This window comes from Roseateles noduli (assembly GCF_050626985.1).
Taxonomy (GTDB): Bacteria; Pseudomonadota; Gammaproteobacteria; order Burkholderiales; family Burkholderiaceae_C; genus Roseateles; species Roseateles noduli_A.
This window is the reverse complement of sequence record NZ_CP192463.1, coordinates 145,210-157,439: the sequence shown is the minus strand read 5'-3', so window position 1 is coordinate 157,439 and position 12,230 is coordinate 145,210. Positions and strand designations below refer to the sequence as shown.

The window sequence follows — 12,230 nt, the reverse complement described above, 5'->3', positions numbered from 1 at the left end:
TCAAGCTTTCTCGATGTTGACGGTGAAGCTCTTGAACTCCGGCGTCTGGGTGTTGGCGTCGCCCACGAACGGGGTCAGCGTATTGACCAGATAACCGGGCTTGGCCACGCCGACGAAGCCCCAGTGGTTGGGCAGGCCCACGGTGTGGACCCGCTTGCCGCCGACATCGAGCGACGCCACGCGCTTGGTCACCACCGCCACGGCCTTGATGAAGCCGCGGTTGGAGCTGACCTTCACCTGGTCGCCGTTGCCGATGCCCTTCTCCTTCGCGAGTTCCTCGCCGATCTCCACGAACTGCTGCGGCTGGATGATCGCGCTCGTGCGCACGTTCTTGGTCCAGTAGTGGAAGTGCTCGGTGAGCCGGTAGCTCGTCGCCACGTACGGGAACTTGTCCGGCTTGCCGAACTGCTCGCGGTCGGCCTTGAACACCCGGCCGGCCGGGTTGTTCATCGCCTTGGCGTTGGTCGGGTGCATCGGGTTGACCGTCAGCGGCGACTCGAAGGGTTCGTAGTGCTCCGGCAGCGGGCCGTCGACCATGCCGCTGGGCGCGAACAGGCGCGCCACGCCCTCGGCGGTCATGATGAAGGGCCGCACCGCGTCCTCGTCATTGGGATTGGCGTCCGGCCGGATGTCCGGCACGTCGGAGCCGCCCCACTTGTCGGTGTAGCTGATCAGTCGCCGCTTCGGATTCCACGGCTTGCCGCTGGGGTCGCAGGACGCGGCGTTGTAGAGCACGCGCCGGTTCGCTGGCCAGGCCCAGGCCCAGTTCAGCGTCTGGCCGATGCCCCACGGGTCGCTGTTGTCGCGCCGCGCCATCTGGTTGCCCGCCTGCGTCCACGCGCCGGCGTAGATCCAGCAGCCGCTGGAGGTCGTGCCGTCGTCGCGCAGCAGGCCGAAGCCGGAGAGCTGCTCGCCCGCCTTCGCCAGGACCTTGGTCGGATCCTTCGGATCGGTCACGTCGGCCAGCGCCTTGCCGTTGAACTCCATCGCCAGCTCCTCGGCCGAGGGGCTGTGCGGGATCTTGTACGGCCAGCTCAGGTTGACGATCGGATCCGGATACGCACCGCCGTCCTTCTGGTACAGCGCGCGCAGGCGCAGGAAGATCTCCGCGATGATCTCCGCGTCGCCCTTGGCCTCGCCCGGGGGCTCGGCGCCCTTCCAGTGCCACTGCAGCCAGCGGCCGGAGTTGGTCAGCGAGCCGTCCTCCTCCGCGAAGCAGGTGCTCGGGAAGCGGAACACCACGGTCTGGATCTCTTCCGTCTTCACGTCGTTGTGCTCGCCGTAGTTCTTCCAGAACTCGGCGGTCTCCGTGTTGAGCGGATCGATGATCGCGAGGAACTTCAGCTTGGACAGGCTCTCGACCACCTTCTTCTTGTTGGGGAAGGAGCCCACCGGGTTGAAGCCCTGGCAGATGTAGCCGTTGACCTTGCCCTGGTGCATCAGCTCGAAGGCCTGCAGCACGTCGTAGCCCTTGTCCCACTTCGGCAGGTAGTGGTAGGCCCAGTCGTTCTCCTTGGTCGCGGCCTTGCCCCACCACGCTTTCTGCTGGCTGACGAAGAACTTCGGATAGTTCTGCCAGAAGCTCATCTGGTTGGGACGCAGCGGCTTGAGCGCGCGGGTCTTGTAGTAGGTCTCGAGGTCCTGCTCCGAGTCCCTGGCCAGCGACATGTAGCCCGTCAGCGAGGTCGACAGCAGGCCCAGGTCGGTGAGGCCCTGGATGTTGCTGTGGCCGCGCAGCGCGTTCATGCCGCCGCCGGGCTGGCCGATGTTGCCCAGCAGCAGCTGCACCAGCGCGCCGGTGCGGATGATCTGCGAGCCCTGGCTGTGCTGCGTCCAGCCCAGCGCGTACAGGATCGTCATCACCTTGCCGGGGGCCGAGGTCTCGCCGATCTGGCGGCAGATCTCGATGAACCGGTCCTTGGGCGTGCCGGTGATCTCGCTGACCTTCTCCGGCGTGTAGCGCGAGAAATGCTGCTTCATGACGTTGAGCACGCAGCGCGGGTGCTGCATCGTCATGTCGACCTTGGCGAAGCCCTTCTCGTCCATCTCGTAGGCCCACGACGCGTTGCTGTAGGCGCGCTTGGCCTCGTCGTAGCCCGAGAAGATGCCATCCTCGAACTTGTAGCCCTCACCGACGATGAAGGGGGCGTTCGTGTAGTGCCGGACGTACTCGGTCTGGATCTTGTTGTTGCTCAGCAGGTAGTGGATGACGCCGCCCAGGAAGGCGATGTCGGACCCCGCGCGGATCGGCGCGTAGTAGTCGCTCATCGCGGCCGAGCGCGTGAAGCGCGGGTCGACGACGATCAGCCGGGCCTTGTTGTGATGCTTGGCCTCGATCACCCACTTGAAGCCGCAGGGATGCGCCTCGGCGGCATTGCCGCCCATGATCAGCACGAGATCGGCGTTCTTGATGTCCACCCAGTGGTTGGTCATCGCGCCGCGTCCGAACGTCGGGGCCAGACTGGCCACCGTCGGTCCGTGTCAAACGCGGGCCTGGTTGTCGAACGCGAGCATCCCCATCGAGCGCATCGCCTTGTGGGTGATGTAGCCCGATTCGTTCGAGGACGCCGAAGCGCAGATCATGCCGGTCGAGAGCCAGCGGTTGACGGTCTTCCCGTCGGCGTTGCTGGCGATGAAGTTGGCGTCGCGGTCGGCCTTGAGCAGCTTGACGAAGCGGTTCATCGCCTCGTCCCAGCTGACGCGTTTCCACTCCTTGGCGCCGGCCTCGCGGATCTCCGGGTACTTCAGCCGGTTGGGGCTATGGACGAAGTCCAGCAGGCCCGCGCCCTTCGGGCACAAGGTGCCGCGATTGACCGGATGATCGGGGTCGCCCTCGATGTGGATGATCTCGGAACTGACGTTCTTCGCCTTGTCCCCGAGCGAGTACATGATGATCCCGCAACCGACCGAGCAGTAGGGGCAGGTGTTGCGGGTCTCGGTCGCCCGGGCGAGCTTGAACTGGCGCGTCTCGGCCAGTGCGGCAGTCGGAGAGAACCCCAACGCCACGAGGCTCGAGCCCATCACGGCCGCCCCGCTCACCCGGAAGAAGTGCCTCCGGTTCATGTCCATCTTGTGCCTCCTGGGCTCGGCCTCCGCCAACGAAGACCGACCTGGGTGAAACGCACGGCCGTCACGCGGCCCGTGCGAGCATTTCGGCACAAAGCTCCCGCTTTGTCCAATGGGGACTCACCCTCTGACGCGAGGGAGAACCGCAGGGCGCACCACGATAGGCAATGGGATTTTCTGATGGTCCGGTTTGTGCATTGCAGCGACCGGGCGGCCCGCCGCGCAGGCCGGTGCCCCTCTGCGCTCAATCTCCTCCTCGCCGCTCGGAATTCGCTCCGAGGGGCACCGGCCTGCGCGGCTCCCGTTGCAGTGCAGCACTGCGTCGAGGGACTGCCGCGGGCGGTGGGGTCAGGTGTTTTTCGAGATGGTGATCGTCGGGAATTTCGACGAGTAGTCCTTCGCCTGGCCAGCGAGCTTCACCGCGATCTTGCGCGCGATCTGCTTGTAGGCCTGGGCGTGCGGACCGTCGGGCTCCGCGACGACCGTCGGCTTGCCGCTGTCCGCCTGCTCGCGGATGGACAGAGCCAGCGGCAGGGAGCCGAGCAGCTCCTGGCTGTACTGGTCCGCCATGCGCTGGCCGCCGCCGCTGCCGAAGATGTGCTCGGCATGGCCGCACTGGCTGCAGATGTGGATGGCCATGTTCTCGACGATGCCCAGGATCGGCACGCCGACCTTCTCGAACATCTTCAGGCCCTTCTTCGCATCGATCAGCGCGATGTCCTGCGGCGTGGTCACGATGACCGAGCCGCTCACCGGCACGCGCTGCGACAAGGTCAGCTGGATGTCGCCGGTGCCCGGCGGCATGTCGATCACCAGGTAGTCCAGATCGCGCCAGCGCGTCTGGCGCAGCAGCTGCTCCAGCGCCTGCGTCGCCATCGGACCGCGCCAGACCATCGCCTGGTCGTCCTCGACCAGGAAACCGATCGACATCAGCTGCAGGCCGTGCGATTCCAGCGGCTCCATCGTCTGGCCGTCGGTGCTCTCCGGACGCCCGTGGATGCCCAGCATCAGCGGCAGGCTGGGGCCGTAGATGTCGGCATCCAGCAGGCCGACCGTCGCGCCTTCGGCCGAGAGCGCCAGGGCCAGGTTGGCCGCGGTCGTGCTCTTGCCGACGCCGCCCTTGCCGGACGCCACCGCGATGATGTTCTTCACCCCCGGCAGCAGTTGCACGCCGCGCTGGACGGCGTGGGCGGTGATCTTGGTCGTCACGCCGACGCTGACGTTGCCGACGCCCGGCACCGACCGCGCCGCTTCGACCAGCGCCGTCCGCAGCGCATCGATCTGGCTGGCGGCGGGATAGCCCAGTTCCACGTCGAAGCTGACTGCGTCGCCCTGCACCTTGAGGTTGCGGAGTTGCTTCGTGGAGACGAAATCGCGACCGGTGTTGGGATCGACGACCTGCTGCAGGGCCTGCAGCAGCGGCGCTTCTTGAATCTGGGGAGCTTGGGACATGGGCGAGGGTGATCGTGGCGATCAGAGGAATGTCGACGGGCAGTCTAGCCGAGCGGCCAAAACCCGATACTCGAAGGCGGATGCCGGAATCAGTTTCCGACGCACTTTCCGGGCACATCCGGCGCAGAAAAGGAAAAAGGGGTTGCAGCAGTGCTGCAACCCCTTTGTTCTGGTGGGCCCTGAAGGATTCGAACCTTCGACCAACGGATTAAGAGTCCGCTGCTCTACCAACTGAGCTAAGAGCCCGAAATTCTCTTTGTCTTCTTCTCGTCCTGCTAGTTTCTGTCGAAACTTGCGAAGCCGAGATTATGTCAGATATTTTGTCCTCGTCACACCGGATCCCCTCTGACATCGTTCCGTCGTCCGTGAATCGCACGCAACATCCTGCGCGTCCTTCACTCTGACGATCCGACAAGGATCGGTTGGTGGGCCCTGAAGGATTCGAACCTTCGACCAACGGATTAAGAGTCCGCTGCTCTACCAACTGAGCTAAGAGCCCCCGAGAACATTCAACTGACTGCCATCTGAAGCGATGGTGGGTCGTGCAGGATTCGAACCTGCGACCAACGGATTAAAAGTCCGCTGCTCTACCGACTGAGCTAACGACCCGAAGCCTGCACGCCTAAGCCTGCTTCAAACAGTGAAAGCCGAGTTGCCCCGGCCTCCGCTGCATCGCTTCGAGGTGTTCGCCCCTCAGCAGAGCCTCACATTATAGGACGGTTTTTTGCGGTCGCGCAAGCGCCTTCAGATACCGTTTCACCAGCTCCGCCGCCGCGACCATGCCGAAGCCGGCGGTGACCGCGACACTCGATCCATACCCGTGGCAATTCAGGTTGCCGTCGAGGTCGCAGGCATCGACGCCTTCCGGCCGTGTCACCGGCTCACGCGAGAACACGCAGGTCACGCCCATTGCGCCTTGGCGCGGCGCGGCGTGGAACTTGCGCAGCCGCTGGCGCAGGTTGGCCAGCAGCGGATCATGGGTGGTCTCGGACAGGTCCAGGATCTCGACGTCCTGCGGCCGGTGCTTGCCACCGGCGGCGCCGATGCAGATCTGGGGGAGCTTGAGCGCCCTCGCCCACGCCGCGATCTGCGCCTTGGCGCGGACCTGGTCGCAGGCATCGACGATGCCGTCGACCTGCACGTCGCCGAGCAGCGAGGGCCAGTTCTTGTCGTCGACGAAGTCCTCGATGGTGACGACCTCGCAGCCCGGGTGGATGTCCGCGATGCGCTGTTTGAGCGCTTCCGCCTTGGCCATGCCCAGCGTGCTGCCGAGCGCCTGCACCTGGCGGTTGATGTTGGATTCGGCGACATGGTCGAGGTCGACCAGCACCAGTCGCGCCACCCCCATGCGGGCCAGCGCCTCGACGACCCAGGAGCCCACGCCGCCCAGCCCCACGACGCAGAAACGCGCCGCGCGCAGCCGCGCGTAGTCCCGCTCACCGTGCAGACGGCGCAGACCGCCGAAGCGGCGCTCCGCGTCCGCTTCCAGATCGAGGGGGCCGTGCCCGGTCTCCAGACTCAAGATCGTTGCGCGCCGGAGCGCGTCCTCAGCAGGTCGGCAGGCAGCGGATCAGCGCAGTCCCGCCGCGCGTTCCTTGGCGGCCTTCGCGGCCTCGCTGCCGGGATAGGCCTTCTGCAGGTCTTCCAGCGTCTTGCGGGCGCTCTTGGTGTCCTTGAGCTCGATCTGGCAGTTGGCGATCGCCAGCAGGCTCTCGGCCGCGCGCGGGTGGTCCGGATTCGCGGCGACGAAGGCCTTGAAGGTCGCGATCGCGCCCTTGTAGTCGCGCTTGCCGTATTGCGCGTTGCCCAGCCAGAAGCGCACCGAGTCGGAGAAACCGCTCGCCGGGAAACGCTGCAGGAAGGACGTGAAGGCGGACACCGCCTCGTTGAAGTCGCCGCGGCGGATCAGGCCCATCGCGGCATCGAACTGGCGCTTCTCTTCCGGATCGGCCTGGAATTCCTTGCCGTCCAGGGACACCTTCTGCGGCTCCAGCGGGCGCAGCCGGTTGTCGAGCGTGGCCGACTGGTCGGCCACCTTGCGCTGGGTTTCGGACAGGTCGCGCGCCAGCTGTTCGTTCTGGCCGCGCATCTTGGCCAGGTCCGACTTCAGCGCCTCGATCTGTCCGGACAGGTCCAGCAGACCGCGTCGCGCGGTCTCGAGCTGGCCCTGCAACTCCGTGACACGGGCACGCTGCGCGTCCTCGTTCTGCGCCATCTTCGTCCGCAGGTCGAGGATGGCCTTGCGGGCCTCGTCGTCCTCGAACAGCGCCGCCCGCGCGGGGCCGGCGGCGCTCAGCGCCATCAGCACGCCGATCAGCGCGGCCTTGGCCGCCGACACCGGCGCGAAGGGGAAGGAACGATGGAATCGCAGCATGCTCATGTCACCGGATCACTTGTCGCGCAGTTCGACGCGACGGTTCTTGGCCCACGCCTCTTCGTTGTGGCCCGTGTCGGTCGGGCGCTCCTTGCCGAAGCTCACCGCCTCGACCTGGCCCGAGGACACGCCCAGCAGCGTCAGCGACTTGGCGACGGCTTCCGCGCGCTTCTGGCCCAGGGCCAGGTTGTACTCGCGGCCGCCGCGCTCGTCGGCGTGGCCTTCGAGGCTCAGCTGCAGCGTCTTCTTATTGTTCAGGCGCTTGGCGTGGTTCTCGATCAGGCTGCGGTACTCGTCCTTGACGACGAAGCTGTCGAAGTCGAAGAACACGACGCGCTGGTTGGACACGGCGGCGTCCAGCTGGGCGCCCAGATCGACGGTCTCGACCTTGCGTTGCGCGTTGGCGTTCGGATCGACCTGCGGGCCGCTCGGCTGCGTCACGACCGGGGTCTTGTTCTCGACCGGGGCCGGTTCATCCAGCTTGGTCGAGCTGCAGGCGGACAGGGCTGCGGCGGCCACCAGGCCAAGCATCAGTTTTTCGAATTTCATGGGCATACGCTCCTAGAGGTCAAGCGGGCGGGAGTTACGGTCTGGACATGGCGGTGGACAGCGCCGCCGGTGAAGCCGCGGGGAACAGCAATTGTGAATCATGGGCTAACACATCCGTGGGGCCGGCATGCCGGCGCGGAGAGGTCGTCGAATCGTCGCGGTCGCGCTTCGCACGGGACGGGCGAAGCGCGACGCCAACGTAGGCAATCCATGTGCCCGGCGTTGCGGAATGCTTCGATTTCCCGGACGGGCGAGCGCGCGGCACCTGGGGCCCTCAGTTGCCGAAGGGGCCCCACGCGGGTTCCCGGATGTCCGAGACGCCCGGCGTGGCCAGCTTCGCCTTGACCTTGCCGTCGAGCGTCGTCGTCATCAGGACGTCGCGGCCGCCGGCGCGTGTCGCGTAGACGATCAGCTTGCCGTTCGGGGCGAAGCTGGGGCTCTCGTCGTCGCTGGTGTCGGTGATCTGCTGGACCTGGCCGCCGCCGAGGTCCATCACGCACAGCTTGAAGGTGCCGCCGCCCACGCGCGTGACATAGGCCATCGTGCGGCCGTCGGGGCTGATGGACGGGCTGATGTTGTAGTTGCCGCTGAAGGTGACCCGTTCCGCGTTGCCGCCGCCGGCCGGCATGCGGTAGATCTGCGGCGCGCCGCCGCGGTCGCTGACGAAGTAGATCTGCGCGCCGTCGGGCGAGAAGGTCGCCTCGGTGTCGATGGCGGAGGTCTGCGTCAGGCGCTTCGCGCCCGAGCCGTCCTTGTTGATCAGGTACAGCTGCGAGCCGCCTTCGCGCGAGAGCGTGACCACCAGCTGCTGGCCGTTCGGCGAATACGACGGCGCGCTGTTGGTGCCGCGGAAGTCCGCGACCTTGCGGCGCTTGCCGGTGCGCAGGTCCTGGATCCAGACCACCGCCTTGCGCGACTCGAAGCTGACGTAGGCGACCTCGTTGCCGTCCGGCGACCAGGCCGGCGAGATGATCGCCTCGGGGCTGTTGAGCACGGTCTGCTCGCCCTCGCCGTCCGCGTCGGCGACGCGCAGCGAGTACCGGGGGCCGGCCTTGTTCACGTAGACCAGCCGCGTGGCGAAGACGCCGCGCTCGCCGGTGAGCTTCTGGTAGATCGTGTCGGCGATCTTGTGCGCCGCCAGGCGCAGGTCGCCGGCGACGACGGGCACGCTCTCGCTGCCCAGGTCCGTGCCCTTGACGACGTCCCACAGGCGGTAGCGCACGTCGAAGCGGCCGTCGGCCAGGCGCGTCGCGGAGCCCGCCGCCAGCGCGTCGGCGGCGCGCGCGCGCCAGTCGACGAACTGGGGTTGGGAGGTCTCGCTCATGCCGGTCTGGCCGGGCACGATGCTGAACTGGCCGCTGCGCTCGAGGTCGGCGCGGATGATCGCCGCCAGCGGCTGGCCGGTGGCCGATTCGTTGTTGAAGTCGCTGATCGCGATCGGCAGCCGGGTGGCGCCGACACCGGCGATCTCGACCCGGAACTGCGCGAGCGCCGGCATCGCCAGCCCGGCGGCCATGCCGCCGAGCAGTCCACGGCGCGTCAGCGCGCCGATGCCGGGAGGAAGAAGAGCGGAAGGGGTGGCAATCGTCTTGGTGCTCATCGGCTTGCGGAACGAATGGAGGCCTGATTGTGCCCGAGGCCTGAACGGGTGTTTCGGATCGGCGAGGTTACAAAGGGCAAGGCCCTCGGCAAGCGGCGCGCCAGCCTGCATGGACAAGTTGGCCGACTACTCGAACCAGTTGATTTCAACGGCGAGTTCCATCAATTGCAGTCATGGCGTCGGATCCGCCCTTTTCCCAAAATCACCTCTTTCGCCCGCGCGCCCCGCCGCGACCACCGAAAGGAAGTCATGTCCCTGCCGCCCTCCGTCCATCGCCCGCCCGCCTGGTCCTGGTGGTCCTTCGTTGGCCGCCTGCTTCTGCCGCGCATGGGCGGCACGGTCCAGGCGTGGCTGATCGCCATCGTGTGCCTGGTGTGCATCGGGCTCTACCGGGCCGTACTGGCCCAGACGCTGCCCCCCGCCACGGACACCCGTGAAGGGTCGTTGACGCTGGTGATCCCGTTCAGTGCCGGCAGCGGACCGGACCACGTGGCGCGGACGATGGCCCGGGTCTGGACCGAGCGATCGGCCCAGGCGGTCGAGGTGCGCAATCTCCCGGACCGCGAGGGTTACCTCGCTGCCCGCCAGGTGGCGACCGCGCGACCCGACGGGCAGGTCCTGCTGCTGACCAGCAGCCCCTTGCTGGAACGCCCAGCGCGCCGGGTCGATGATCCGTTCCAGCCCCCGACCGCGTCGGCGGAGGACTTCACCCCGATCGCGCGCGTCGGCCAGCACCCCTTCGTGACCGTGTTCCCGCCCGGCATGTTCGGACGGTGGCTGACTCCCCTGTCGACACCCCTGTCCACAGCCTTGAATGCGCCGCCGTCCTCGGCCGGACCGACCCGCGCCCTCAACGCCGCGATGCCCGATCCACGCTTCGTGTCCGGTGCAGCCCTGGCCGATCCGCCAGACCTCGCGGACTTCGACGCCCTCGACAGGCGCGACGTGCCGACCTGGAACGCGCTGCTCGCCCCGCCGCGCCTGCCCGACGGACTCGCGGCCAGGCTGCGCGCGGACTGGGGTCAGGTCATGTCCGACCCCCGTGTGCGGCTCGCGCTGGCGCAGAGCGGCACGGAACTGTGGGAACGCATCCCCAGGGAGCCCGCGCGATGACCGGCATTTCCTTCAAGCACGTCGTGGCGGCGACCGCGCACTTCCACCGGCTGGTCCGCGCCCGGCTGGTGATCGAGGACGGCCTCGCCCATGCGCAGACGCAGATCCTCGGCGCCGCACGGCTGGCCGGTCTGCTGATGTTCCGCAGTTTCCGCGTCGACATCGCCACGCTCGCGCCGGGCATGCGACTGCCTTCGGAAGAGGCCGAGCTCCACGGGGCCCGGCTGCGCGAGGTCCTGCTGGCAACCCTGCAGCAACTCGGCCATGCGCTCCACCTCGACGAGGTCGATCATCACTGCAAGAGCGCGGCACTGTCCCGGCTGGCGTTCGTCGAAGTGCACGAGCGTCTCACCCTGCCGGTGCTGGCGTATCTGGAGCAGTCGCCGATGAGCGTGCGCGACGCGGCGGTGGCCGCGGCCACCGCGACCGCCGGCGTGATCCATGACCATGCGCCCGCGATGCCCGCGTACCAGGCCACGGCGCTCGCGCTCCACGGCTTCGAGGAAGGATTGACGACGGTGCCCTGGCCCCTGGCGTCGACCTGCGCCGCCGCGATCTTCGGCGGGCCCTCCCGGGCCTACATCAGCACGATGTCGTAGTGCTCGGTCTGGTTCGTCGGCTCGGCGGTCAGCGAGATCGGCTTGCCGATGAAGTCCGACAGCCCGGCCAGATGCTGGTTCTCCTCGTCGAGCAGCATCTCGACGACGTTGGCCGCCGCCACCACGCGGAACTCCTTCGGATTGAACTGCCGCGACTCGCGCAGGATCTCCCGCAGGATCTCATAGCAGATGCTGCGGGCGGTCTTGACCTGGCCGCGGGCCTCGCAGGTCGGGCAAGGCTCGCAGAGCATGCGGGCCAGCGACTCGCGGGTGCGCTTGCGCGTCAGCTCGACCAGCCCCAGTTGCGTGAAGCCGCCGATCGTGACCTTGGTGCGATCACGGCTGAGCTGCTTGCGGAACTCCTGCAGCACCGCCGTCTTGTGCTCCTCGCGGGTCATGTCGATGAAGTCGACGATGATGATCCCGCCCAGGTTGCGCAGCCGCAGCTGGCGCGCGATGGCGCCCGCCGCCTCGAGGTTGGTCTTGAAGATCGTGTCGTCGAAATTGCGCGCGCCGACGAAGCCGCCGGTGTTGACGTCGATCGTCGTCATCGCCTCGGTCTGGTCGATGATCAGGTAACCGCCTGACTTCAGGTCCACGCGCCGCGCCAGCGCGCGGGCGATCTCCGCGTCGATGTTGTTGAGGTCGAAGATCGGGCGCTCGCCGCGATACAGCTCCAGCTTGGCGATCGCCGTCGGCATGTAGGTCTCGCCGAACTGGCGCACCACGTCGTACTGGAGCTTGGCGTCGATCCGGATCGAATTGGTCCGGTCGCTGGCCAGGTCGCGCAGCACGCGCTCGACCAGGCTCAGGTCCTGGAACAGCAGGCTGCCGGGCGGCAGGCTCAAGGACTTCTCGCGGATCGAGTTCCAGGTCTTGCGCAGGTAGCCGATGTCCGCGCCGAGTTCCTCGTCGCTGGCTTCCTCGGCATTGGTCCGCAGGATGAAGCCGCCCGTGTTGCCGTCCTGGACGCCGGCCGACACCAGCGTCTGCATGCGCGCCCGCAGCGCGTCGCGCGCCTCGGGCGAACCGATCTTCTGCGAGATGCCGATGTGGTTGTCCTGCGGCAGGTGCACGAGCAGCCGGCCGGCGATCGAGATCTGCGTCGACAGCCGCGCGCCCTTGGTGCCGATCGGGTCCTTGATGACCTGCACGGTCAAGGCCTGGCCCTCGTAGACCTGGCGCTCGATCGGCACGGCCTGGACGCCGTCCCCGTGTGCGCCGTGATGGGCGCGGGGATTCACGCCGTTCAGGTGCAGGTCCGCGACATGCAGGAAGGCCGCCCGCTCCAGCCCGATGTCGATGAACGCGGACTGCATGCCCGGCAGCACCCGCGCGACCTTGCCGAGATAGACGTTGCCGACGAGGCCGCGTTCCAGCGTCCGTTCGATGTGCAGTTCCTGCACGGCCCCGTTCTCGACCACAGCCACCCGCGTCTCCTGCGGGGTCCAGTTGATCAGGATGTCTTCCATGTTCT

At 67.2% G+C, this 12,230-nt stretch carries 9 protein-coding genes and 3 tRNA genes; 2 read left to right on the top strand and 10 right to left on the bottom strand.

The features are described 5' to 3' along the window. From fdnG to tolB, 9 genes are all read right to left on the bottom strand, one after another. Positions 1-3,069 carry a formate dehydrogenase-N subunit alpha gene (gene fdnG / locus ACQ4L4_RS00695; protein WP_431102327.1) on the bottom strand — a complete coding sequence of 1,023 codons (3,069 nt, stop codon included), beginning with the start codon at positions 3,067-3,069 and terminating at the stop codon, positions 1-3. A 345-nt stretch (positions 3,070-3,414) separates the two neighbouring features. Further along, positions 3,415-4,518, bottom strand: a complete 1,104-nt coding sequence (gene apbC, locus ACQ4L4_RS00690) for an iron-sulfur cluster carrier protein ApbC (RefSeq protein ID WP_431102326.1) — start codon at positions 4,516-4,518, stop codon at positions 3,415-3,417. A gap of 170 nt (positions 4,519-4,688) precedes the next feature. Further along, a tRNA-Lys gene (locus ACQ4L4_RS00685) sits at positions 4,689-4,764 on the bottom strand. Positions 4,765-4,941: 177 nt separating this feature from the next. Further along, positions 4,942-5,017, bottom strand: a tRNA-Lys gene (locus ACQ4L4_RS00680). Positions 5,018-5,051: 34 nt separating this feature from the next. Then, positions 5,052-5,127 (bottom strand) — tRNA-Lys (locus ACQ4L4_RS00675). Positions 5,128-5,227: 100 nt separating this feature from the next. Further along, positions 5,228-6,040: a tRNA threonylcarbamoyladenosine dehydratase gene (locus ACQ4L4_RS00670; RefSeq protein WP_377156628.1), complete on the bottom strand. Its 813-nt coding sequence runs from the start codon at positions 6,038-6,040 to the stop codon at positions 5,228-5,230. A 48-nt stretch (positions 6,041-6,088) separates the two neighbouring features. Beyond that, on the bottom strand, positions 6,089-6,898 hold the full coding sequence (gene ybgF, locus ACQ4L4_RS00665; protein WP_377156630.1) for a tol-pal system protein YbgF: 810 nt from the start codon (positions 6,896-6,898) through the stop codon (positions 6,089-6,091). 9 nt (positions 6,899-6,907) lie between these two features. Continuing rightward, positions 6,908-7,441, bottom strand: a complete 534-nt coding sequence (gene pal, locus ACQ4L4_RS00660; protein WP_431102325.1) for a peptidoglycan-associated lipoprotein Pal — start codon at positions 7,439-7,441, stop codon at positions 6,908-6,910. A 274-nt stretch (positions 7,442-7,715) separates the two neighbouring features. Next, entirely contained in the window at positions 7,716-9,041 is a 1,326-nt protein-coding gene (tolB, locus tag ACQ4L4_RS00655) for a Tol-Pal system beta propeller repeat protein TolB (protein WP_431102324.1), read from the bottom strand. Positions 9,042-9,290: 249 nt separating this feature from the next. On the opposite strand from tolB, the gene ACQ4L4_RS00650 reads away from it, so the two are divergent. Together ACQ4L4_RS00650 and ACQ4L4_RS00645 are read left to right on the top strand one after the other, a co-directional pair. After that, complete coding sequence (locus ACQ4L4_RS00650; RefSeq protein ID WP_431102323.1) at positions 9,291-10,154, top strand: hypothetical protein; 864 nt, start codon at positions 9,291-9,293, stop codon at positions 10,152-10,154. Then, positions 10,151-10,753, top strand: a complete 603-nt coding sequence (locus ACQ4L4_RS00645; RefSeq protein ID WP_431102322.1) for a hypothetical protein — start codon at positions 10,151-10,153, stop codon at positions 10,751-10,753. The genes ACQ4L4_RS00650 and ACQ4L4_RS00645 overlap by 4 nt, the downstream gene beginning before the upstream one ends. Here ACQ4L4_RS00645 and rng read toward each other — a convergent pair. After that, positions 10,732-12,225, bottom strand: coding sequence for a ribonuclease G (gene rng / locus ACQ4L4_RS00640; RefSeq protein ID WP_431102321.1), 1,494 nt, complete (start codon positions 12,223-12,225; stop codon positions 10,732-10,734). The two genes, ACQ4L4_RS00645 and rng, sit on opposite strands and share 22 nt — an antisense overlap. Positions 12,226-12,230: the final 5 nt, after the last annotated feature.

Bases quoted from the DNA above. Each gene is read 5' to 3' on its own strand.
- ACQ4L4_RS00645 (WP_431102322.1), top strand. From the start codon at position 10,151: ATGACCGGCATTTCCTTCAAGCACGTCGTGGCGGCGACCGCGCACTTC.
- pal (WP_431102325.1), bottom strand. From the start codon at position 7,441: ATGAAATTCGAAAAACTGATGCTTGGCCTGGTGGCCGCCGCAGCCCTG.
- ACQ4L4_RS00650 (WP_431102323.1), top strand. From the start codon at position 9,291: ATGTCCCTGCCGCCCTCCGTCCATCGCCCGCCCGCCTGGTCCTGGTGG.
- tolB (WP_431102324.1), bottom strand. From the start codon at position 9,041: ATGAGCACCAAGACGATTGCCACCCCTTCCGCTCTTCTTCCTCCCGGC.
- apbC (WP_431102326.1), bottom strand. From the start codon at position 4,518: ATGTCCCAAGCTCCCCAGATTCAAGAAGCGCCGCTGCTGCAGGCCCTG.
- ybgF (WP_377156630.1), bottom strand. From the start codon at position 6,898: ATGAGCATGCTGCGATTCCATCGTTCCTTCCCCTTCGCGCCGGTGTCG.
- rng (WP_431102321.1), bottom strand. From the start codon at position 12,225: ATGGAAGACATCCTGATCAACTGGACCCCGCAGGAGACGCGGGTGGCT.